The organism is Pantoea phytostimulans (genome assembly GCF_046118715.1).
Lineage (GTDB): Bacteria > Pseudomonadota > Gammaproteobacteria > Enterobacterales > Enterobacteriaceae > Pantoea > Pantoea phytostimulans.
On the sequence record NZ_CP173698.1, the window covers coordinates 2,180,849 to 2,202,020 of the forward strand.

Sequence of the window (21,172 nt, forward strand, 5' to 3'; positions counted from 1 at the left end):
TCAACCGCTCAATATTTAAACCACCTGCTTATTTTATGAACCAATTATCGCTTTTTACCCATAAAAAACGGGCCAAAAGGCCCGTTTTTATTTGAGGAGTGTTATTGATGAGCTGTTATTACACCGTCTTTAACATCCATTTCGATAGTTTTGCCCGGAACCAATGCACCGGAAAGTATTTGCTGAGCCAGCGGATTTTCAATCTGCTGCTGAATAGCTCGTTTAAGTGGACGCGCGCCATAAACCGGATCGTAGCCATTCTCACCAAGCAATTTAATCGCTTCACTGGAAATGTGCAGTTTATAACCGCGATCTTCCAGACGCTTATACAAACGCTGCAACTGAATATGCGCGATTGAAGCGATATGTTTCTCAGCTAATGGATGGAACACAACCACTTCATCAATACGGTTAACAAACTCAGGGCGGAAATGCTGCCCTACTACTCCCATGACGATATCTTTCATTTCGCCATAATTGAGATTGCCGAAACGCTCCTGAATCAAATCCGATCCCAAATTCGATGTCATGATGACAACTGAATTGCGGAAATCCACAGTTCGTCCTTGTCCATCGGTTAAGCGCCCATCATCGAGAACTTGCAACAGGATGTTGAACACATCTGGATGTGCTTTCTCTACTTCATCCAGAAGAATGACTGAATAAGGACGACGACGAACCGCTTCTGTTAAATAGCCGCCCTCTTCATAGCCAACATAACCAGGAGGCGCACCGACCAGTCGCGACACAGAATGTTTTTCCATGAATTCAGACATGTCGATACGTACCATCGCGTCATCGCTATCAAACAAGAAGTTCGCCAATGCCTTGCACAGCTCAGTTTTACCTACCCCTGTCGGCCCAAGGAATAAGAAAGAACCGATCGGGCGATTAGGATCCGACAATCCCGCGCGGCTACGGCGAATAGCATTCGATACAGCTTCAACCGCTTCGTCCTGGCCGATGACACGTGCGTGCAGTTCTTGCTCCATACGTAAAAGCTTATCGCGCTCGCCTTCCATCATGCGCGCCACAGGAATGCCGGTCCATCGTGCTAACACATCGGCAATTTCAACGTCGGTAACTCGATTACGCAGCAGCTTCATCATCTTGCCTTCAGCCTGAGTCGCTGCAGCCAGCTGTTTCTCAAGCGCTGGAATCTTGCCGTACTGCAACTCGGACATTTGGCCGAGGTCGCCTAAGCGGCGAGCCTGCTCAAGTGTAAGGCGCGCTTGCTCAAGTTCAGCCTTGATGTTCTGCGTACCGGATAAAGATGCTTTTTCCGCTTTCCACTCATCTTCCAGTTCAGCGTACTCACGCTCTTTTTGATTTAGCTCACTCTCTAACATCTCAAGACGTTTGATGCTGGCGTCATCCGCTTCTTTCTTAAGTGCCTGCTGCTCCAGTTTCAGCTGAATAATCCGGCGTTCAAGACGGTCAAGCGATTCAGGCTTAGAGTCCATCTGCATGCGGATGCTTGAAGCCGCCTCATCAATCAAGTCAATCGCCTTGTCGGGTAGCTGGCGATCAGCAATATAGCGATGCGATAAGGTTGCGGCCGCGACGATAGCCGGATCGGTAATTTGAACGTGGTGATGCAATTCATAACGCTCTTTCAGCCCACGCAGAATAGCGATGGTGTCTTCAACGCTTGGCTCAGCGACGTAGACTTTCTGAAAACGACGTTCTAACGCAGCATCTTTCTCTATATATTGACGATACTCATCCAGCGTCGTCGCGCCCACACAGTGCAACTCACCACGCGCCAATGCAGGTTTAAGCATATTACCAGCGTCCATCGCGCCGTCAGCTTTACCCGCGCCAACCATAGTATGCAGCTCATCAATAAACAGGATGACATTTCCCTCCTGTTTAGAAAGATCGTTCAATACACCTTTTAAGCGCTCTTCAAACTCACCACGGTATTTTGCGCCCGCCACCAGCGCGCCCATATCCAACGCCAGTACGCGGCGGCCTTTTAAACCCTCCGGTACTTCACCATTAATGATGCGCTGAGCCAGTCCTTCAGCAATAGCCGTTTTACCCACGCCAGGTTCACCAATAAGCACGGGATTGTTTTTAGTGCGCCGTTGTAATACCTGAATAGTCCGGCGAATCTCTTCATCACGACCGATTACTGGATCGAGTTTGCCTAATTCAGCACGCTCGGTTAGATCGATGGTGTATTTTTTCAATGCCTGCCGCTGATCTTCAGCCCCTTGATCACTCACGTTTTCTCCTCCACGCATCTGGTCAATGGCCTTGGTTAGCTTTTCATTGGTTGCGCCAGCAGATTTAAGGATATCTGCCAAAGAACCACGTGAATCGAGGGCCGCCAGAACAAATAATTCAGATGAAATAAAATTGTCGCTGCGCTTCTGCGCCAGCTTGTCACATAAATTGAGCACACGGACTAAATCAGATGAAGGCTGAACATCACCTTCAGTCCCTTCCACTTGAGGCAGACGATCGATCGCCTGCTCTACCTGCGTGCGTAAGGTTGCAACGTCCGCACCTGCAGACGTTAATAATGGACGTACCGTTCCGCCTTCTTGATTAAGCAACGCGCTCATCAAGTGCAGAGGTTCGATAAATTGATTGTCATGTCCCAGAGCGAGGGACTGCGCATCGGCGAGAGCCAGTTGGAATTTGTTGGTAAGACGATCCAGACGCATGATTCCTCCCATTACAGGTCAAAATGCTACTGGAGATTAAATGAGGTCATCCCTCAAAATTTCAAGGTTAATGACCTGAGATGAGAGTAAAAAACATACTAACCGGATCGTCTTATGGCGTAAGGTTATATCAGCCAGATCAAAGTTGCCATACGACCGGTAACACCATCACGGCGAAAGGAGAAGAAATTGTCTGGTTCGCTGAAGGTGCAACGCTTCACAGCGCTAACAGATTGCACGCCTGCCGCCTGCAGACGCTGATGCGCTAATAACACTATATCGGCATAAAATTTATTGCCAACGGGACGGAATGCCGCTGCCGCCTGAGGAGCTTTAGCCATGAAGGCACTGCGTACCTCTGCGCCGACTTCAAATGCATTCGGACCAATTGCTGGTCCAAGCCATGCATGAATCTGATTAGGAGATGAACGAAACTGCGCCAGCGTGTTTTCTAATACGCCATCGCAAAGCCCACGCCACCCCGCATGTGCAGCGGCGACTTCCGTTCCATCCGCCGAGCAGAACAACACCGGTAAACAATCTGCTGTCATTACTGCACACACTACGCCTGCTTGATTAGTAATACATGCATCTGCACGCGGTATCTCTTGTACGGAATGTGGCAGCCGGACAATATCGGTTGTGTGAACCTGATCCAGCCATTGTGGCATTGCGGGCAAGCCCGCTAGCTCCACCAGTCGTTGGCGATTGCTTTCGACATGTGATGACGAATCCCCGACATGGCTACCCAGATTCAGCGATTTCCAAGGTGCTGTACTCGTGCCGCCATAGCGTACAGAGGAACACGCTCGCACGCGGGACGGTACGGGCCAATCGGGGATAATCAAACTCATAACCAGTCCATTTGATCCTTGAACTCTTCAGTATCCGCTTTCAAAGCGTTAACTAAATCGATCATGTCTTGCGGGATTGGTGCATGAAATTCCATTTCAATACCGGTGATAGGGTGATACAGACGCAGCATGGTGGCATGCAGTGCCTGGCGATCGAAGCCACGTAATGTGGAGATGAACGCTTCAGATGCACCTTTTGGCGGACGTGGACGACCACCATAAAGCGGATCGCCTACCAGCGGATGGTTAATATGCGCCATGTGGACACGAATCTGGTGGGTACGTCCCGTTTCCAGACGCAGGCGTAAACGCGTGTGTGCACGGAAATGCTCCATGATTCGATAGTGAGTAACCGCAGGTTTGCCCATCGGATGCACAGCCATATGCGTGCGCTTGGTTGAGTGACGGCTGATTGGCTCATCAACGGTGCCGCCCGCTGTCATCGTACCGATTGCTACCGCTTCGTATTCACGCGTGATTTCACGCAGCTGTAGCGTTTCGACCAAGTGCGTTTGTGCAGGAACGGTTTTAGCTACCACCATTAATCCAGTGGTATCTTTATCAAGGCGATGGACGATGCCTGCGCGCGGAACATCCATTATGGCGGGGTAATGATGCAGCAACGCATTCAGCACCGTACCATCAGGATTTCCCGCGCCCGGATGCACCACAAAACCACGCGGCTTGTTAATCACCAGGATATCATCGTCTTCATAAACGATGTCGAGCGGCAGATTTTGCGGCTCCCAGCGTTGCGCTTCTTCGATCTCAGCGTCAATGGCGACACGTTCGCCACCTAACACTTTCTCTTTTGGTTTGTCGACAATCGTGTCGTTAACACTAACGCGACGGTTAAGGATCCATTCTTTTATACGAGAACGCGAATAATCAGGGAACAATTCTGCCAAAGTCTGATCTAAGCGTTGTCCGAGTTGTGATTCGGATACCGTTGCGGTGAGTTGAACTTGTTGTGCCATATACAGCTTCTTCGTTAACGTTGGGTTTTCACGGCGATGCCGTTTAATATAATGTGCTATCGTACCTGGTCATTACCGGGAGCTATACGGACAGCTTCCGCCATAACATTTTGAGGATAATCATTTCGTCATGACGCGTATGAAACATCTGGTGGCTGCTGCCACACTGAGCCTGGCCCTTGTGGGTTGTTCCGGCTCTAATGACGCGGTACCGGACAGCCCGCCTTCTGAAATCTATGCCACAGCGCAGCAAAAGCTGCAGGACGGTAACTTTAAAGCGGCGATTAAGCAACTGGAAGCGCTGGATAATCGTTATCCGTTCGGTCCTTATTCACAGCAGGTTCAGCTGGATTTGATCTACGCGTATTATAAAAATGCCGATCTGCCATTAGCACAGGCGGCTATTGCTCGCTTCATGCGTTTGAATCCTACTCATCCAAACATCGACTATGTTATCTATATGAAAGGCCTGACGGATATGGCGTTGGATGATTCGGCGCTGCAAGGCTTCTTCGGCATTGATCGTTCTGATCGTGATCCGACCCATGCCCGTGATGCATTCCGTGACTTCTCGCAGCTGCTGCGCAGTTATCCGAACAGCCAATATTCAGCTGACGCGCAAAAACGTCTGGTCTACTTGAAAGATCGTTTAGCGAAATATGAACTGTCCGTGGCGCAATTCTATACTAAGCGCGAGGCTTATGTCGCGGTCGTTAACCGTGTGGAAGGTATGATGCGCGATTATCCTGATACGCAGGCCACGCACGATGCGCTGTCGCTGATGGAAAATGCCTACCGTCATCTACAACTAAACGCAGAAGCAGATAAAGTGGCAAAGATTATTGCTGCTAATCAAGTCAGCTAATTTTTATTCCGCTTGAAACTAAAAAAGCAGCCTTCAATGGCTGCTTTTTTTTATGCTCGGAAAAACATTAAAACCAGTGTTTTCCCGTTGAGCTAACCCATCAACAATGCGCTTTTAACGGCTACGCTTCAAGCCTTTTAACCCGCTTTCTCAGCCTTTCTCACAAATAACTGGCCTTGACAAAAAGTGACATTTTTTCGTGATCTAAATCACACATTTTGTCTGTTTTCGCGTTATGCTGAACTTACCAAGACGGAAATGACAGAGAGGTAAGAAATATGATTCTCAACATTACCAGTAAACAAATGGAAATCACTGCGGCTATCCGCAACCATGTCGAAGACCGTCTCGCCAAGCTAGAAAAGTGGCAAACCGACCTGATTAATCCCCATATTGTCTTGTCCAAAGAACCAAAAGAATTCGTGGCTGATGCCACTATAAATACGCCAAACGGCACTTTGGTGGCCAGCGCCAAACACGACGATATGTATACCGCAATAAATGATTTGATTGCTAAGCTCGAACGACAGCTCAATAAAGTTCAGCATAAAGCCGAAGCTCGCCGCGCAACGACCAGCGTAAAAGACTTCACACCGGCCAGCTAATCACTTCAACGACAAGTTTAACGCGCCTACGGGCGCGTTTTTTATTGACAGCTTCAAATCAGTACGGTTACTCTCAGTTCACTATTTTTGTGGAATTAATCATGAAACAACCTCTGTTTTTCTTCGCTTTCTTTTTTACCTTCCCCTAATTGGGAGGCAATTCGTCGTGTGAAAACGAAAGCGAAGACGAACAACAAAGCCTCCCAACTGGGAGGCTTTTTTATTGGACAGCTTACAGGTGATCCCTATGAATCCCGATAATCCATTACTGGCGTTGCGCGACAGAATCAGCGCGGTCGATGAAAAACTACTGACTCTTTTAGCAGAACGCCGTTCGCTGGCCGTTGAGGTTGCACAGGCTAAACTTGAAACCCATCGCCCTATTCGTGATGTAGAACGCGAACGCGCTTTGCTGGAGCATTTGATCGTACTGGGCAAGAAACACCATTTGGATGCACACTACATCACTCGGCTTTTCCAGTTAGTGATTGAGGATTCTGTATTAACTCAACAGGCGCTCCTGCAAAAGAATCTGAACCATCCTCATGCGCAGGCTGCCCGCATTGCTTTTTTAGGTCCAAAAGGTTCCTATTCTCACCTTGCTGCACGTAAATACGCAGCGCGCCATTTTGACAATATGGTTGAAAGCGGCTGTCTTAAGTTTCATGACATTATTAAACACGTTGAAAATGGCTTAGCCGATTACGCGGTATTGCCAATAGAAAATACCAGTTCGGGTTCGATCAATGATGTTTACGATTTGCTTCAGCAAACAAGTTTGTCGATTGTGGGCGAGCTGACTTTGCCCATCGAACATTGCGTGTTGATCAATGGCACTACCGATCTTCAGCAGATTGAAACGGTCTATAGTCATCCCCAGCCTTTCCAGCAATGTAGCCAGTTTATTAATCGTTTCCCACATTGGAAAATTGAGTACACCGAAAGTACTGCAGCAGCGATGGAGAAAGTCGCTGCACTCAATTCACCTAAAGTTGCAGCCTTAGGCAGTGAGGCTGGTGGGGAGCTTTATCAATTACAGGTTCTTGAACGAAATCTGGCGAATCAGCAACAAAACCAGACGCGTTTCATTGTTCTGGCTCGTAAACCGATCGACGTTTCTGATCAGGTTCCCGCGAAAACCACACTCATCATGGCAACAGGACAGCAAGCAGGTGCGCTGGTTGATGCCCTGTTAGTCTTGCGACAACACAACCTGATCATGAGTAAACTTGAGTCACGTCCTATCAATGGAAATCCGTGGGAAGAGATGTTTTACATTGATGTGCAGGCAAATTTGCAGTCGGAAAAAATGCAGCAGGCATTACAAGAATTGAAAACGATGACGCGATCGCTGAAGGTATTGGGATGTTATCCAGGCGAAAATATCGTGCCGGTTGAACCTGGCGAATAAAAGAAAGGCATCCAACGGGATGCCTTTTTATTTACTGCCGGCTGTCGTTCGCCGAACGTAATAAGCTGCGGCTTTCCACCAGGAAGCGTTTGGCATGGTCGCCAAACCAGTGCTCGACCCGATTAAAGCTGTCAATGAAGGCTTGCTTATCACCCTGCTCCAGCAAGGTAATCGCTTCGCCAAAGCGTTGATAATAACGTTTTATCAGTGCCAGGTTATTTTCTGAAGACATAATAATGTCAGCATACAACTGCGGATCTTGGGCAAACAAGCGTCCAACCATCGCTAATTCCAACCGGTAGATTGGCGACGACAGCGCCAATAACTGATCGAGATTAACGTTTTCTTCAGCTAAATGCAGACCATAAGCAAAGGTCGCGAAATGCCGAAGCGCCTGTATGAACGCCATGTTTTGATCATGCTCTACAGCGCTAATACGATGTAAGCGAGCCCCCCAAACCTGCATTTGTTCCAAAAACCATTGATACGCTTCAGGTTGACGGCCATCACACCAAACCACAACCTGTTTCGCAAGGCTACCGCTGTCAGGCCCAAACATCGGATGCAACCCCAGCACCGGTCCTCCATGCGCGGCCAGCATCGCCTGAAGCGGGCGATTTTTCACTGAAGCTAAATCAACCAAAATGCAGTCATCAGGCAGCTGCGGCAGCTGCGCTATGACTTGTTCAGTTAAATGAATCGGAACACTGATAATCACCATGCCGGCATCGCTTAGCAGCGATTCAGCCTGCTCCCAATCCGCTTTATCGAGTATTTTTACGGTATAACCTGACAGGGTCAGCATCTTTTCAAATAGCCTGCCCATCTGGCCATTTCCGCCAACGATCACCACTGGACGCAATTCAGGACAAAGCGTTTTGAAACCTTTGTCATTTTCGCTGGTGTAGGATTCACGCATTACGCGGCGCAGCACATCTTCGATAAGATCAGGCGGCACACCCAACGCTTCCGCTTCCTTACGGCGCGACGCCAGCATTGAAGCTTCACGTTCTGGCACATAAATAGGCAAGCCATAACGGCTTTTGACTTCGCCTACCTCAGCGACCAGTTCAAGCCGCTTTGCCAGCAGATCGAGCAGCGCCTTGTCTACATTATCTATTTGATCGCGTAACGCGGTCAGTTCAGCAACCATTGCTCATTACACCTCGTGTGACAGACGCGCCGACAGCACTCCTTGCAGATCCTGATGCATATCACGTAGCAAAACTTCAGTGACTTCCCAATTGATGCAGGCATCAGTGACGGAAACGCCATATTTCATTTCACTGCGTGGTTGCTCAGAAGATTGGCTCCCTTCATTGATATGGCTCTCCAACATCAAACCAATAATCGAACGGTTACCATCTTTGATCTGGGCGACAGCTGACTCAGCTACCCCAGGCTGGCGACGGAAGTCTTTATTAGAATTACCATGGCTGCAATCTATCATTAAGGCTGGACGCAGTCCCGCCTTGAGCATCTCTTTTTCGCATTGTGCAACATCTTCTGGCCCGTAATTTGGCGTTTTTCCACCACGGAGAATGACGTGACCGTCTGGATTGCCTTGAGTTTGCAGCAAGCAAACTTGACCAGACTGATTGATACCGACAAAACGATGTGGCATTGCAGCTGCGCGCATTGCATTGATGGCCGTGCCAAGACTACCATCTGTTCCGTTTTTAAAACCAACCGGCATTGAAAGACCTGATGCCATTTCACGGTGAGTTTGCGATTCAGTCGTACGAGCACCAATCGCCGACCAGCTGAACAAATCGCCTAAATATTGTGGACTGTTAGGATCAAGGGCTTCAGTGGCCAATGGCAGACCCATTTCCACTAAATTCACTAACAGCTTACGTGCAATGTGTAAGCCCCCTTCCATATCAAACGAATTGTCCATATAAGGATCGTTGATCAAACCTTTCCAACCTACGGTCGTACGAGGTTTTTCAAAATAGACGCGCATAACGAGGTACAGCTGATCCTTCAACTGTTCAGAAAGGGTTTGCAGACGGCGAGCGTAATCAAGTGCAGCTTCTGTATCGTGAATTGAACATGGGCCACACACCACCAAAAGACGCGGATCGCGGCCTGCGATAATGTCAGAAATCGTCTGGCGAGATGCAGCAACCTGCTCTTGTTGCTGGGCATTTAGTGGGAATTTCGCCTTTAACTCTTCTGGCGTGATCAATATTTGTTCATCTGCGATATGCACATTATTCAGCGCGTCTTTTTGCATGATTACGATCCTTTTCTCGTTTATGCGGTCCAGGGATCCTCTAAGAGGATGTCGCACACTGTATCATAAAGAGTACGCCTTGCAATTAGTCTGTACATTTTTAATTACTGCAAATAAAAATAACGCCTAATAAATAATTTAATTAGTTTAAAATGAACAACTTATATTTAAATTGCGCTTAGCCCACACCATCAAAACTGTAAAGTTATAATTACAATGCTGAGCATGGGCGCTTAAGTGACCTGTGTTAATCTGACGCCACTTCTTGCTTAATTCAGTAATTTCATATGACCGCTCATTTCGCTTCTATTACATTACGTCCATTCACCCTAGAGGATATTTCTGCCTTCACTGCCGCAGTCAATAACTCGCTCGACACTTTGCTTCCATGGATGGTCTGGGCACATGAAAATTATGAGGAAAAAGAAGCAGCCAGCTGGATCAACTTTACTCACTTGCAAAGAGCAACAGGTGAAGCGCATGAATTTGCCATTGTTGATGAGCAAGATCGGCTATTAGGTGGCGCAGGTATTCGCTTTTCTCGTTTTCGAGGTGATTTTAGTGCGATGGGATATTGGGTTCGCAGCGATGTTCAAGGAAAAGGCATTGCCAGCCAGGCGGTAAACCAACTGCTTAAGTTTGGATTTGAACGTCCTGCTATTAAAACGATTGAGATCCTGGCAGCAGAGGCCAATACAGCAAGCAGGAGAGTGGCAGAAAAATGCGGAGGGCGTTTTGTTGATTACCGCTACGGGTTGATCATTTTAGACAGCGGTCCGGTTAATACCGCGATTTATCATTTTCATCGGCCTCAGAAATAAGCTCACAGAGATTCTGGCGTGATGATGACATTGTGTCCGCAGGTATTTTTCCCTCATTATAATAAAAAAGGGGCTGGCATTTCGCCAACCCCTTGTTTGCTATTAACTTTTAGATGTCGCGCTAGCGATACCTTAGTTAAGACGCTCTTTGATACGAGCAGACTTACCAGTACGCTCACGCAGGTAGTACAGTTTGGCTTTACGCACAGCGCCACGACGTTTAACAGCGATGCTGTCAATTACTGGTGAGTGAGTTTGGAAAACACGCTCAACGCCTTCGCCGTTAGAAATTTTGCGAACAGTGAATGCAGAGTGCAGACCGCGGTTACGAATAGCGATAACCACGCCCTCGAATGCCTGCAGACGTTTTTTAGAACCTTCAACGACCCATACTTTCACTTCCACGGAATCACCCGGACGGAAAGAAGGTACGTCCTGTTTCATCTGCTCTTGTTCAATTTGCTTAATAATGTTGCTCATAATTAAATCTCTTATCCTGGGTAAACTGATAGTCGGGGAAGATCACTCTTCCACATCATCGTTTTGCTGCTGCTGAAATTCACGTTTGAATTCCTTTAGCAACCTTGCTTGCTCTTCAGTCAGAGCCAGGTTTTCCAGAAGTTCAGGTCTTCTTAGCCAGGTACGGCCTAGCGACTGTTTCAGGCGCCAACGGCGAATATCGGCATGGTTGCCTGACAGTAAAACTGCCGGAACTTCCTTGCCTTCTAACACTTCAGGTCGGGTGTAGTGTGGACAATCCAGCAAACCATCCGAGAACGAATCCTCATCGGCTGACGCTTGCTTACCCAGCACACCAGGAATAAACCGGGCAACTGAGTCAATCAACGTCATGGCTGGTAATTCTCCGCCACTGAGTACGTAATCGCCGATTGACCATTCTTCATCAATTTCGGTTTGGATTACGCGCTCATCAATCCCTTCATAACGACCACAGACCAGAATTAACTTGTTCTGCGTCGCTAACTCACAAACGCCCTGTTGGTCGAGTTTGCGCCCCTGAGGTGAAAGATATATCACCTTAGCCCCGTCTCCCGCCGCTGCTTTCGCTGCGGAGATGGCATCCCGTAAAGGTTGTACCATCATTAACATTCCCGGTCCGCCGCCATAAGGACGATCATCCACGGTGCGGTGCCGGTCAAGCGCGAAGTCACGCGGACTCCAGCTTTGAATACTAAGCAGGCCATTTTTTACTGCCCGGCCAGTTACCCCGTAATCGGTAATAGCGCGAAACATTTCTGGAAACAGGCTAATAACACCAATCCACATTGTATTCGCCGTTACGTTACCCTGTGATTCGGAGATCAAAAACCAGGATCCCAATCTACTTCGATGAGGCCAGTAGTGAGATCGACTTTCTTGATAACCTGTTCATCAAGAAACGGAATCAACCGCTCCTGAGCACCGAACGCATCTTTCAGGTTTGCCTTAACAACGAGTACGTCGTTCGAGCCGGTTTCCATCAAATCAATGACTTTGCCCAACTCGTAGCCTTCAAGGTTAACAACCTGGCAACCCATAAGGTCTTTCCAGTAATAGTCACCGTTATCCAGCGCTGGCAACTGCGTCGAATCAACCTTGATTTCGCAATTGGTTAATTGAGCCGCCGCATCCCGATCATCGAAGCCTTTGACTTTGATAATCAGGTCCTGATTGTGGTGCTTCCAACCCTCTAGCTCAACCTGATGCCATTTACCGGCACGCTGGATAAACCAAGGTTGGTAGTCGAAGATGCTTTCAGCGTCTTCAGTGGAGGAAAACACTTTGAGCCAACCGCGGATGCCGTATGCGGCCCCCATTTTACCCAAAACAATGGGATTAACGGGAGGCTGTGCGGCAAGTTGTTTGCTCATGCTCACCACCGTGACAGATTAAGCTGCTTTCTTTGCTTCTTTGATCAGCGCGTTAACGCGATCAGAAAGCGTAGCGCCCTGGCCAACCCAGTGCTCGATGCGATCCAGGTCCAGACGCAGACCTTCAGCCTGACCAGAAGCGATCGGGTTGAAGAAACCTACGCGCTCGATGAAGCGACCGTTGCGTGCATTACGGCTGTCAGTAACGACGACCTGATAGAACGGACGCTTTTTAGCGCCGTGACGTGCCAAACGAATTGTTACCATAACATCCTCTTCAGTTAATAAAACACCCGGCTCCATCGGGGAATGGAGTCCGGGTGCTGTATAAAAAGCCCGAAAATTTTACTCATTTTGGCGAAAAAAGCAACCTAATAGCGTTTCTTTCGGGCTTTTTTGTGGAACGATTAACGTCCCGGGAAACCTGGCGGCATCATGCCTTTCATACCGCGCATCATTTTTGCCATGCCACCTTTCTTCATTTTCTTCATCATGCGCTGCATATCATCAAACTGCTTAAGTAAGCGGTTAACGTCCTGCACCTGCATGCCTGAACCGGTCGCAATACGACGTTTACGCGACCCTTTAATGAGTTCCGGCTTTTCGCGCTCTTTGCGCGTCATTGAATTAATGATGGCTTCCATGCGCACCAGCACTTTGTCGTCCATTTGCGATTTAACGTTATCTGGCAGTTGGCCCATGCCTGGCAGTTTGCCCATCAGACTAGCCATGCCGCCCATGTTGCGCATCTGCTTCAACTGCTCAAGAAAATCGTTTAAATCGAAACCGTCACCGGTTTTTAATTTTTTCGCCAGCTTTTCAGCTTGCTCGCGGTCAACTTTACTCTCGATATCTTCAATCAGCGACAGCACGTCGCCCATGCCGAGAATACGTGATGCGATACGTTCTGGATAAAAAGGCTCCAGTGCCTCGGTCTTCTCACCGACACCCATGAACTTAATCGGTTTGCCGGTAATATGACGAATTGACAGCGCAGCACCGCCGCGAGCATCACCATCCACTTTGGTCAGAATAACGCCTGTCAGCGGCAATGCTTCGTTAAATGCTTTAGCCGTGTTAGCCGCATCCTGACCGGTCATGGCATCAACCACAAACAGCGTTTCAACCGGATTAATCGCGGCATGAACCTGTTTGATTTCGTCCATCATCGCTTCATCAACGTGCAAACGACCGGCAGTATCCACCAGCAACACGTCGTAAAACTTCAGTTTGGCTTCTTTCAACGCATTGTTAACAATGTCGACGGGTTTCTGACTCACGTCGGATGGGCAGAAATCAACCCCAACCTGTTGAGCCAAAGTCTCAAGCTGTTTAATCGCTGCAGGACGATAAACGTCAGCAGAAACAACCAGGACTTTCTTTTTATGCTTTTCACGCAGGAACTTACCCAGTTTCCCGACGCTGGTCGTTTTACCCGCACCTTGTAAACCGGCCATCAGCACAACAGCAGGTGGCTGCGCAGCTAAATCAAGCGCATTATTCTCTGCCCCCATTGCTGCAACCAGTTCGTTGCGGACGATTTTGATGAACTCTTGGCCTGGCGTCAGGCTTTTATTGACGTCATGGCCTACTGCACTCTCTTTTACGCGACTGATAAAGTCACGTACAACTGGCAGTGCAACGTCAGCTTCGAGCAACGCCATGCGAACTTCACGCAGCGTGTCTTTAATATTGTCTTCGGTCAGCCTTCCGCGACCACTGATATTACGCAGGCTTTGCGACAAACGATCGGTTAAATTATCAAACATTTTCTCTCACTTAAAAAATCGCGAGGCGCCTGATCGGCAGAATGCGGCGGATTATAACACGAAGCATCAGCGATCTCTGCAATTGACCCTCAGATCGTTTGGAGCATACTGCTGCTGGCGCTATACTGCTTTTTTCCTTATATCTGACTGATACCCGAAAGGATCTATGTCCGTTTTCTCGATTGTGGCGCTGTTCGCCTACTCCCTAAGCCTTGCACTGATCATTCCCAGCTTGTTAAAACGTAACGGTGGCTGGCGGCGGATGGCGGTGCTTTCTGCCTGCGTGGCGCTGATTACCCACGCGGTGGCTCTGCAGCAACGCATTTTTGCCGTTGATGGTGGACAAAACTTAAGCCTGTTGAACATTGGATCGCTAGTCAGCTTACTGATCTGCGCCATCATGACGATTGTCGCCTCACGCAATCGTGGCTGGCTGTTGTTACCGATTGTTTACAGTTTTGCGCTGATCAACCTGGCTTTTGCTACCTTCGTTCCCAACGCGTTCATTACTCATCTTGAAACCACGCCGGGCATGATGATTCACATCGGCCTGTCGCTGTTTGCCTACGCCACACTCATTATCGCGGCCCTCTACGCGCTGCAGCTGGCTTGGATTGACTATCAGTTAAAAAATAAAAAATTGGCGTTTACCCAAGATATGCCGCCGCTGCTTACCATTGAGCGCAAGATGTTTCATATTACCCAAGTGGGCGTTGTGCTGCTGACACTGGTGCTTTGTACCGGTTTGTTTTATATGCATAACCTGTTCAGTGCCGAGAATGTTGATAAAGCAGTACTTTCCATCATTGCATGGTTCGTCTATATCGTTCTGCTTTGGGGACACTATCATGAGGGTTGGCGCGGTCGTCGCGTAGTCTGGTTCAACTGCGGCGGCGCGTTGCTGTTAACCATGGCTTACTTCGGCAGCCGTGTTTTACAGCACCTACTCACTTCTGCCTCACATTAATTAAGGAAGTCCTGCGTTGGAACATGTTTCGACCACCACGCTGATCGTAACGCTAATCATTATGGTACTGGTTTCGGCTTATTTTTCAGGTTCAGAAACTGGCATGATGACGCTTAACCGCTACAAGCTGCGTCATCAAGCTAAAAGCGGGCATCGCGGAGCGCGTCGCGTTGAAAAGTTACTGCGACGCCCCGATCGCCTGATTAGCCTGGTGCTGATTGGCAATAACCTGGTTAATATCCTCGCGTCGGCCTTAGCGACCATTGTTGGAATGCGCCTGTATGGCGATGCCGGTGTCGCTATCGCTACCGGTGTGCTCACGTTTGTCGTTTTGGTATTTTCCGAAGTCCTCCCTAAAACCATCGCCGCACTTTATCCAGAAAAAGTGGCCTATCCTAGCAGCGTACTGCTTGGGCCATTGCAATATGTCATGCTGCCCTTGGTCTGGCTGTTAAACACCATAACGCGTATTTTGATGCGTATGGTTGGGATGAAAACCGATGGTTCTATCAACTCCGCACTAAGCAAAGAAGAGCTACGCACTATCGTTTATGAGTCACGTAATTTGATATCACGCCGTAACCAGGACATGCTTCTTTCGGTGCTTGATTTGGAAAAAGTCAGCGTTGACGACATCATGGTGCCGCGTAATGAGATTGTTGGCATTAATATCAACGATGACTGGAAATCCGTGGCCCGCCAGCTCAGCCATTCGCCACACGGACGCATCGTATTGTTTCGTGATTCGCTCGATGATTGTGTAGGCATGCTGCGTGTACGCGAAGCCTGGCGCATGATGACAGAAAAAGAGTTCAACAAAGAGACGCTGCTACGCGCTGCTGATGAAATCTATTATGTACCGGAAGGCACACCATTGAATGTGCAGCTGGTTAAATTTCAGCGCAACAAGAAGAAAGCCGGTTTGGTGGTTGATGAATATGGTGACATCAAAGGTTTGGTGACTATCGAAGATATTCTTGAAGAGATCGTTGGCGATTTCACTACCTCTATGTCACCTTCACTTGCAGAAGAAGTGATGCCACAAAACGATGGTTCAGTCTTGATTGAAGGAAGCGCCAATGTGCGCGAAATCAACAAAGCCTTTAACTGGAACCTACCTGAAGAAGAAGCACGTACCATTAATGGGATGTTGCTTGAGGCGCTGGAAGAGATTCCACAAATGAAGACGCGCATTCAAATTGGTCACTACGACATTGATATTCTGGATGTGCAGGACAATATGGTGAAGCAGGTCAAAATCACACCAAAGACGCCATTGAAATCTTCCGTCGGCTCCTAAATTGCCTATAAAAAACGCCGCTAAATGCGGCGTTTTTTGGCAGGTAATCGCAAAACTAGATGTGCAGTTCCTGCAATTTCTCTTTTGGTAGTTTCAGATCTTCGTTGTGATTAACGCCGATATCATGTGCCAGAACATTGCGGGCAATTTGCTGCGCTTCATCTAATGAATGCAGTTTGTAGCTACCACACTGATATTCGTTGAGTTCAGGGATTTGATTCTGATCTTTTACCTTCAGAACATCTTCCATCGCCTCTTTCCACGCTTTCGCTACGCGTTGCTCATCTGGCGTCCCGATCAGACTCATATAGAAACCAGTACGGCAACCCATCGGTGAGATATCAACGATTTCGACACCGTCACCATTCAGGTGATCGCGCATGAATCCTGCAAAAAGATGCTCAAGCGTATGAATACCGCGCTCAGTCAGGATCTCAATGTTAGGTCGGCAGAAACGCAGGTCGAAAACAGTAATTGTATCGCCGTTTGGCGTCTTCATGGTTTTCGCTACACGCACTGCAGGCGCAGCCATGATGGTGTGATCAACAGTAAAACTATCCAGTAATGGCATTACGTCGCCTCCTGTTCTGAGAATTTTTTTTAAAACAATGAAACTTTTCTGTTCGCCCAACGTCTGAATATATGAAAGACGCGCATTTGTTATCATCATCCCTGACAACACAGAGATGTTAATTTGGCCACATTGATGTGGCCTTTTTCTTTTTCTACCCTTCCCGGCTCGCCAGATACGCTTCCAGATCCAACGTATCATTCGCTTCAAGCTGCTGCTGTTTAGACACAGACTCTTGCGCCTGACGCGTGAAGTCTTCTTCGCTTAACACTTCCAAAGATTCTTCACACAGCAAATGACGATATTGTTCTGCCAATGCTATACCGGTTCCGGTCAAACCATTATCCTTCATCGCGTGAAGGATGCGCGCTGAATAGGTTAGCTCAGGATCATCAAACGATGCCACCAGTTGATCGCAAACTTGTTGATATTGCGTGCTGCCCTGATTGCTGTCTAACACCTCAGCGACACGACGCAGATCTGCAAACAATGTTTTGCCTACTTCTTGCAGCGAATGCTCCGCTTCACCACATCCTACCGCAATTTTTTGGCCCGGCTTACGCCCTTCCAATACAACACGATTCCAGTTTTGACGAGTGCACTGCAGCTCTTCAGCGCTCATTTCAGGCGCATCTGCCAGCGTGCACCAAATCAGGAACAGATCAAGGAAGCGTACCTGATTTTCATCGACGCCAATTGCAGAGAAGGGATTGATATCAAGTGAACGGACTTCAATGTATTCAATGCCGCCACGCAGCAGCGCATCAGATGGCGCTTCGCCAGAGCGCGTAACACGCTTAGGACGAATAGGTGCATAGAGCTCGTTCTCAATTTGCAGGACATTGGTATTAAGCTGAAGCCAGTTACCCTCTGCATCTTTAGTGCCCATCTCTGCAAACTCTTCTGATGGCGTTTTAATCGCCTTCTTGAGTGCCGAAACATAACCGTCCAGAGAATTGAACGTGATACCCAACGAACTTTGAGATTTGTTGGTATACCCAAGGTCGCTCAGACGAAGCGACGTTGCATAAGGCAGCCACAACATACCTTCGTCATTGGTTTCAAATGGCAGCGCGCTTTCACGCCCTTGTAAAAAGCTGGAGCTGACAGCAGGTGATGCACCAAACAGGTAAGGAATCACCCATCCGAAGCGATAGTAATTTCGAATCAGGCGCAGATAACCAGCAGAAATGGTTTCTTTACCGCTTTCCACATCCTTCACATCGGCCCATTCCTGCCAGAAAGACAGCGGCAGTGAAAAGTTGTAATGAATGCCGGAGATGGTTTGCATCAGCGCGCCGTAGCGATTTTTCAGCCCTTCACGGTAGAGCGTTTTCATCCGGCCAATGTTGGAATTGCCGTATTGCGCCAGCTCAATTTTATCTGCATCTTCAATCACGCAAGGCATACTGAACGGCCACATGCGCTCCTCGCCCAACTCACGCGCAACATGGCGGTGAATATCGCGTAGAAAAGCCAGCATGTGGTCGATGCTGTGATCAACCGGCGTGATAAATTCGAGCAGAGTTTCTGCGAAATCGGTGGTAATCCAGTCATGCTTAAGCGCAGACCCCAGAGATTCCGGGTGACCGCTCTCAGCAAGATGACCATTTGGCATTGATCGTAATGTTTCACGTTCGATACCACGTCCAATGCCTTTTAAAGCATTAGGGTGCGCTTCCAGCCAGGACAGCGCTTTAGATACGTCCGGGATCACATTAACCTCCCGCTGTGAGAATAATTTATTTTTGTTCAGCATAATGTTAACCGTAGCCTCGAATCTGTGCGAATCAATGCCACCATTGCATGCCCTGTAATGTGGCGGTCGCGATAACGATATAACGCAGCGTTTTACCGACGGCGAGAAACAGCATTGCCGGGAGCCAGGCGAAACGTAACCAGCCTGCGAGAACGCAGAGCAGATCACCTACCACCGGCAACCAACTGAATAGCAGTGCTGCAGGCCCTAATCGGTGTAACCACGTCATTGCTGTGTCATGCCATCGCCCCTGACGTTTTAGCGGCAGTAAGCGACCAAGAAGAATGTTGGTTAAGCCGCCCAAGGTGTTTCCCAACGATGCGGCCACAATCAACCCATAAACTGATGCTTTTTTAGCAATCAGTAAAGCAATCAGCAGTGCTTCAGAGCTTCCCGGTAAAAGCGTCGCGCTTAAAAAACTGCTGCCAAACAAAGAGGCGTAAACAAGGATTTCACTCACAGTAAGCGAACATCTACCACGTCCATACCTGCAGCTTTCGCTGCCTGTACGCCAAAATCAGCGTCTTCGAAAACAATACAACGTTCCGGCGCTACGCCCATGAGTTCTGCGCAACGTAAAAAAGTATCCGGTTCTGGTTTGTGGCGCTGCACGTCATCTGCACCAACCACTGCTGTAAACAACTCGCGTACACCCAGTTGGTTTAGCAAAGCCTCTGCCATGCTGTGCTCACTGCCCGTTCCAACTGCCATGGGACGACGGCCATAATAAGCCTTGACGACGTCCATTAAAGGAAGTGGATGCACGTTTTCCAACAGCATGGCTTTTACGGCAGCTGTTTTTTCAGCAGCGAGAAGAAGAGGATCATGAGTTGACTGATTTATTTCAATAATAAACTGCGCCAGTTGCCAGGTTGGCGCACCATTGAAACTCACCATGCGTGCTTCATCCAGCGTCAATCCGTAGCGCGCCAGTACCTGATGCCACGCTTTTCGATGTGTCGGCTCGGTGTCAAGAATTGTGCCGTCCATATCGAAAATCAGGGCGTCATATTGATCGTACATTGTCACTCCGGACATTCAATAAATGAGCCATTACTTTAGCTTAATGTGTGCAGGTTGTCGCCAGGTGGGATGAACAGCAAATGCTTTGAAAGCATTAGATATTTTTCTTTTCAGAAAAAGGTGATCCGGCGGGACGGCGTATAACCGTGTGGAATCACTGTAGATTTTTTAACAATTTGAGGAGGGTATAACATCATGGGAAATATTTTGGGTGCGTTATGAAATAACTCAACGCTGTTGGTTTTACTGAATTGCAGAAGGGTTAAGGCAGAGGTTTTTGCTTTAAGCAGTGTTGACGGGTGTGGCAGCGTGCTATGGAGGTAGAGGTAGAGGTAGAGGTAGAGATTGAGAATATGGTGCATCCGGGAGGATTCGAACCTCCGACCGCTCGGTTCGTAGCCGAGTACTCTATCCAGCTGAGCTACGGATGCATAGGTAAAAACAGGTATAACAGAAAGGAGATAACTATTGGGTATAACGAAAAAGCGAATGGTGCATCCAGGAGGATTCGAACCTCCGACCGCTCGGTTCGTAGCCGAGTACTCTATCCAGCTGAGCTATGGATGCATGGGTAATTCGTTTTTATTGGACTTTCAGAAATCAACCTGGGAATGTTACGAAGAATGGTGCATCCAGGAGGATTCGAACCTCCGACCGCTCGGTTCGTAGCCGAGTACTCTATCCAGCTGAGCTATGGATGCATTTACTAAATTCTTGTACAACGCAGGGTGCTAACTACTCACCAAGAAAGGAACTGCTAATTCACTTTTAAAATTTCCGATGGTGCATCCAGGAGGATTCGAACCTCCGACCGCTCGGTTCGTAGCCGAGTACTCTATCCAGCTGAGCTATGGATGCATCGGAAATGGCGGTGAGGGAGGGATTCGAACCCTCGATGCAGCTTTTGACCGCATACTCCCTTAGCAGGGGAGCGCCTTCAGCCTCTCGGCCACCTCACCAAACGCGTTCTTCCGAACTGTGCTTCTGAACTTTACAACTGCTCATCGGCACTGCGTGGCGCACATATTACTTTCTGGGACTTATAAGTCAAACAAATTTTTCCCACTGCTTGTTCGATTGAACAAATGACAGGCAATTGGCGCAAAATGACGGCAAAAAGAGTGAATAATCAACAAAGAAAGCATGCTGAAGTTAAAAAAGAGGGGAATATTGGGACAAAGAAAAAGGTAGGGATTGGGGTGAAATCGGTAGCGCCTCGCAAAATGCGAGACGCTGAATCCGTTAAACGCTCGTTTGCTGAGTTTTTTCGGCCTGGATACGCTGATAGATCTCTTCGCGATGCACAGACACTTCTTTCGGTGCATTAACACCGATACGAACCTGGTTACCTTTAACACCCAGCACCGTTACGGTCACCTCATCACCAATCATGAGGGTTTCACCAACTCGACGAGTTAGAATAAGCATTCTTTGCTCCTTGAAAGATTAAAAGAGTCGGGCCTGT

General features: G+C 48.3%; 22 protein-coding genes, 5 tRNA genes and 1 other annotated feature. Of the genes, 7 read left to right on the forward strand and 20 right to left on the reverse strand.

The window, feature by feature from the left end; translation table 11 throughout:
• Positions 1-101: 101 nt before the first annotated feature.
• The 3 genes from clpB to rluD all read right to left on the reverse strand — a co-directional run bounded on the left by clpB (position 102) and on the right by rluD (position 4,506).
• A complete protein-coding gene (clpB, locus tag ACF2G4_RS10100) occupies positions 102-2,687 on the reverse strand; it encodes an ATP-dependent chaperone ClpB (RefSeq protein WP_243079093.1) in 2,586 nt (861 codons plus the stop codon).
• Positions 2,688-2,800: 113 nt separating this feature from the next.
• Positions 2,801-3,529: a purine nucleoside phosphorylase YfiH gene (gene yfiH / locus ACF2G4_RS10105; RefSeq protein ID WP_409074766.1), complete on the reverse strand. Its 729-nt coding sequence runs from the start codon at positions 3,527-3,529 to the stop codon at positions 2,801-2,803.
• The gene (gene rluD / locus ACF2G4_RS10110) at positions 3,526-4,506 is read right to left on the reverse strand and encodes a 23S rRNA pseudouridine(1911/1915/1917) synthase RluD (protein WP_215845792.1); all 981 of its coding nucleotides are present in this window, start codon (positions 4,504-4,506) and stop codon (positions 3,526-3,528) included. The genes yfiH and rluD overlap by 4 nt, the downstream gene beginning before the upstream one ends.
• Before the next feature lie 130 nt (positions 4,507-4,636).
• Here rluD and bamD point away from each other — a divergent pair, with 130 nt between their 5' ends.
• From bamD to pheA, 4 genes are all read left to right on the forward strand, one after another.
• Positions 4,637-5,371 (forward strand): outer membrane protein assembly factor BamD, encoded by a 735-nt coding sequence (gene bamD / locus ACF2G4_RS10115; protein WP_215845791.1) that lies wholly within the window; start codon positions 4,637-4,639, stop codon positions 5,369-5,371.
• A gap of 278 nt (positions 5,372-5,649) precedes the next feature.
• The gene (raiA, locus tag ACF2G4_RS10120) at positions 5,650-5,976 is read left to right on the forward strand and encodes a ribosome-associated translation inhibitor RaiA (protein ID WP_215845790.1); all 327 of its coding nucleotides are present in this window, start codon (positions 5,650-5,652) and stop codon (positions 5,974-5,976) included.
• Positions 5,977-6,076: 100 nt separating this feature from the next.
• Positions 6,077-6,201, forward strand: a sequence feature (Phe leader region).
• Entirely contained in the window at positions 6,078-6,125 is a 48-nt protein-coding gene (locus tag ACF2G4_RS10125) for a hypothetical protein (RefSeq protein ID WP_193323348.1), read from the forward strand. Its footprint overlaps the feature before it by 48 nt.
• Positions 6,202-6,223: 22 nt before the next feature.
• Positions 6,224-7,387 (forward strand): bifunctional chorismate mutase/prephenate dehydratase, encoded by a 1,164-nt coding sequence (gene pheA / locus ACF2G4_RS10130; RefSeq protein WP_409074767.1) that lies wholly within the window; start codon positions 6,224-6,226, stop codon positions 7,385-7,387.
• Between the two features lie 31 nt (positions 7,388-7,418).
• On the opposite strand, the gene tyrA is transcribed toward pheA, so the two are convergent.
• Positions 7,419-8,540, reverse strand: coding sequence for a bifunctional chorismate mutase/prephenate dehydrogenase (tyrA, locus tag ACF2G4_RS10135; protein ID WP_215845788.1), 1,122 nt, complete (start codon positions 8,538-8,540; stop codon positions 7,419-7,421).
• Positions 8,541-8,546: 6 nt separating this feature from the next.
• Positions 8,547-9,626, reverse strand: coding sequence for a 3-deoxy-7-phosphoheptulonate synthase (locus ACF2G4_RS10140; RefSeq protein ID WP_243079089.1), 1,080 nt, complete (start codon positions 9,624-9,626; stop codon positions 8,547-8,549).
• Positions 9,627-9,913: 287 nt separating this feature from the next.
• On the opposite strand from ACF2G4_RS10140, the gene ACF2G4_RS10145 reads away from it, so the two are divergent.
• Positions 9,914-10,447, forward strand: coding sequence for a GNAT family N-acetyltransferase (locus ACF2G4_RS10145; protein ID WP_332625478.1), 534 nt, complete (start codon positions 9,914-9,916; stop codon positions 10,445-10,447).
• A gap of 132 nt (positions 10,448-10,579) precedes the next feature.
• Here the strand turns inward: ACF2G4_RS10145 and rplS are convergent, their stop codons facing one another.
• The 5 genes from rplS to ffh form a co-directional block, all read right to left on the reverse strand.
• Positions 10,580-10,927 carry a 50S ribosomal protein L19 gene (gene rplS / locus ACF2G4_RS10150; protein WP_003849035.1) on the reverse strand — a complete coding sequence of 116 codons (348 nt, stop codon included), beginning with the start codon at positions 10,925-10,927 and terminating at the stop codon, positions 10,580-10,582.
• A 42-nt stretch (positions 10,928-10,969) separates the two neighbouring features.
• Positions 10,970-11,734 carry a tRNA (guanosine(37)-N1)-methyltransferase TrmD gene (trmD, locus tag ACF2G4_RS10155; RefSeq protein ID WP_409074768.1) on the reverse strand — a complete coding sequence of 255 codons (765 nt, stop codon included), beginning with the start codon at positions 11,732-11,734 and terminating at the stop codon, positions 10,970-10,972.
• Positions 11,735-11,769: 35 nt separating this feature from the next.
• Positions 11,770-12,318, reverse strand: coding sequence for a ribosome maturation factor RimM (gene rimM, locus ACF2G4_RS10160; RefSeq protein ID WP_215845785.1), 549 nt, complete (start codon positions 12,316-12,318; stop codon positions 11,770-11,772).
• 18 nt (positions 12,319-12,336) lie between these two features.
• Entirely contained in the window at positions 12,337-12,585 is a 249-nt protein-coding gene (rpsP, locus tag ACF2G4_RS10165; protein ID WP_007893313.1) for a 30S ribosomal protein S16, read from the reverse strand.
• Between the two features lie 140 nt (positions 12,586-12,725).
• Positions 12,726-14,087 (reverse strand): signal recognition particle protein, encoded by a 1,362-nt coding sequence (gene ffh, locus ACF2G4_RS10170; RefSeq protein ID WP_215845784.1) that lies wholly within the window; start codon positions 14,085-14,087, stop codon positions 12,726-12,728.
• 166 nt (positions 14,088-14,253) lie between these two features.
• On the opposite strand from ffh, the gene ACF2G4_RS10175 reads away from it, so the two are divergent.
• Together ACF2G4_RS10175 and ACF2G4_RS10180 are read left to right on the forward strand one after the other, a co-directional pair.
• Positions 14,254-15,054, forward strand: coding sequence for an inner membrane protein YpjD (locus tag ACF2G4_RS10175; protein ID WP_215845783.1), 801 nt, complete (start codon positions 14,254-14,256; stop codon positions 15,052-15,054).
• Positions 15,055-15,070: 16 nt separating this feature from the next.
• Positions 15,071-16,354 carry an HlyC/CorC family transporter gene (locus ACF2G4_RS10180; protein ID WP_215845782.1) on the forward strand — a complete coding sequence of 428 codons (1,284 nt, stop codon included), beginning with the start codon at positions 15,071-15,073 and terminating at the stop codon, positions 16,352-16,354.
• A gap of 55 nt (positions 16,355-16,409) precedes the next feature.
• Here ACF2G4_RS10180 and luxS read toward each other — a convergent pair whose 3' ends face one another.
• The 10 genes from luxS to csrA form a co-directional block, all read right to left on the reverse strand.
• Positions 16,410-16,925: an S-ribosylhomocysteine lyase gene (luxS, locus tag ACF2G4_RS10185; protein ID WP_215845781.1), complete on the reverse strand. Its 516-nt coding sequence runs from the start codon at positions 16,923-16,925 to the stop codon at positions 16,410-16,412.
• A 154-nt stretch (positions 16,926-17,079) separates the two neighbouring features.
• Positions 17,080-18,684 (reverse strand): glutamate--cysteine ligase, encoded by a 1,605-nt coding sequence (gene gshA / locus ACF2G4_RS10190; protein ID WP_409074769.1) that lies wholly within the window; start codon positions 18,682-18,684, stop codon positions 17,080-17,082.
• A 31-nt stretch (positions 18,685-18,715) separates the two neighbouring features.
• Positions 18,716-19,144 (reverse strand): YqaA family protein, encoded by a 429-nt coding sequence (locus tag ACF2G4_RS10195; RefSeq protein ID WP_215845779.1) that lies wholly within the window; start codon positions 19,142-19,144, stop codon positions 18,716-18,718.
• Entirely contained in the window at positions 19,141-19,707 is a 567-nt protein-coding gene (gene yqaB / locus ACF2G4_RS10200) for a fructose-1-phosphate/6-phosphogluconate phosphatase (RefSeq protein ID WP_409074770.1), read from the reverse strand. Before yqaB ends, ACF2G4_RS10195 begins: the two co-directional genes overlap by 4 nt.
• A gap of 354 nt (positions 19,708-20,061) precedes the next feature.
• Positions 20,062-20,138 (reverse strand) — tRNA-Arg (locus ACF2G4_RS10205).
• Positions 20,139-20,197: 59 nt separating this feature from the next.
• Positions 20,198-20,274 (reverse strand) — tRNA-Arg (locus ACF2G4_RS10210).
• Between the two features lie 57 nt (positions 20,275-20,331).
• A tRNA-Arg gene (locus tag ACF2G4_RS10215) sits at positions 20,332-20,408 on the reverse strand.
• 80 nt (positions 20,409-20,488) lie between these two features.
• A tRNA-Arg gene (locus ACF2G4_RS10220) sits at positions 20,489-20,565 on the reverse strand.
• An 8-nt stretch (positions 20,566-20,573) separates the two neighbouring features.
• Positions 20,574-20,666 (reverse strand) — tRNA-Ser (locus ACF2G4_RS10225).
• A 283-nt stretch (positions 20,667-20,949) separates the two neighbouring features.
• Complete coding sequence (csrA, locus tag ACF2G4_RS10230; protein WP_008927091.1) at positions 20,950-21,135, reverse strand: carbon storage regulator CsrA; 186 nt, start codon at positions 21,133-21,135, stop codon at positions 20,950-20,952.
• Between the last annotated feature and the right edge of the window lie 37 nt (positions 21,136-21,172).

What these genes read in the sequence shown, in the direction of transcription:
- clpB (WP_243079093.1), bottom strand. Translation starts at nt 2,687, where the DNA reads ATGGGAGGAATCATGCGTCTGGATCGTCTTACCAACAAATTCCAACTG.
- rpsP (WP_007893313.1), bottom strand. Translation starts at nt 12,585, where the DNA reads ATGGTAACAATTCGTTTGGCACGTCACGGCGCTAAAAAGCGTCCGTTC.
- pheA (WP_409074767.1), top strand. Translation starts at nt 6,224, where the DNA reads ATGAATCCCGATAATCCATTACTGGCGTTGCGCGACAGAATCAGCGCG.
- ACF2G4_RS10175 (WP_215845783.1), top strand. Translation starts at nt 14,254, where the DNA reads ATGTCCGTTTTCTCGATTGTGGCGCTGTTCGCCTACTCCCTAAGCCTT.
- tyrA (WP_215845788.1), bottom strand. Translation starts at nt 8,540, where the DNA reads ATGGTTGCTGAACTGACCGCGTTACGCGATCAAATAGATAATGTAGAC.
- ACF2G4_RS10140 (WP_243079089.1), bottom strand. Translation starts at nt 9,626, where the DNA reads ATGCAAAAAGACGCGCTGAATAATGTGCATATCGCAGATGAACAAATA.
- rplS (WP_003849035.1), bottom strand. Translation starts at nt 10,927, where the DNA reads ATGAGCAACATTATTAAGCAAATTGAACAAGAGCAGATGAAACAGGAC.
- bamD (WP_215845791.1), top strand. Translation starts at nt 4,637, where the DNA reads ATGACGCGTATGAAACATCTGGTGGCTGCTGCCACACTGAGCCTGGCC.
- yfiH (WP_409074766.1), bottom strand. Translation starts at nt 3,529, where the DNA reads ATGAGTTTGATTATCCCCGATTGGCCCGTACCGTCCCGCGTGCGAGCG.
- luxS (WP_215845781.1), bottom strand. Translation starts at nt 16,925, where the DNA reads ATGCCATTACTGGATAGTTTTACTGTTGATCACACCATCATGGCTGCG.
- rluD (WP_215845792.1), bottom strand. Translation starts at nt 4,506, where the DNA reads ATGGCACAACAAGTTCAACTCACCGCAACGGTATCCGAATCACAACTC.
- gshA (WP_409074769.1), bottom strand. Translation starts at nt 18,684, where the DNA reads ATGCTGAACAAAAATAAATTATTCTCACAGCGGGAGGTTAATGTGATC.
- ACF2G4_RS10145 (WP_332625478.1), top strand. Translation starts at nt 9,914, where the DNA reads ATGACCGCTCATTTCGCTTCTATTACATTACGTCCATTCACCCTAGAG.
- rimM (WP_215845785.1), bottom strand. Translation starts at nt 12,318, where the DNA reads ATGAGCAAACAACTTGCCGCACAGCCTCCCGTTAATCCCATTGTTTTG.
- ffh (WP_215845784.1), bottom strand. Translation starts at nt 14,087, where the DNA reads ATGTTTGATAATTTAACCGATCGTTTGTCGCAAAGCCTGCGTAATATC.
- raiA (WP_215845790.1), top strand. Translation starts at nt 5,650, where the DNA reads ATGATTCTCAACATTACCAGTAAACAAATGGAAATCACTGCGGCTATC.
- yqaB (WP_409074770.1), bottom strand. Translation starts at nt 19,707, where the DNA reads ATGTACGATCAATATGACGCCCTGATTTTCGATATGGACGGCACAATT.
- trmD (WP_409074768.1), bottom strand. Translation starts at nt 11,734, where the DNA reads ATGTGGATTGGTGTTATTAGCCTGTTTCCAGAAATGTTTCGCGCTATT.
- csrA (WP_008927091.1), bottom strand. Translation starts at nt 21,135, where the DNA reads ATGCTTATTCTAACTCGTCGAGTTGGTGAAACCCTCATGATTGGTGAT.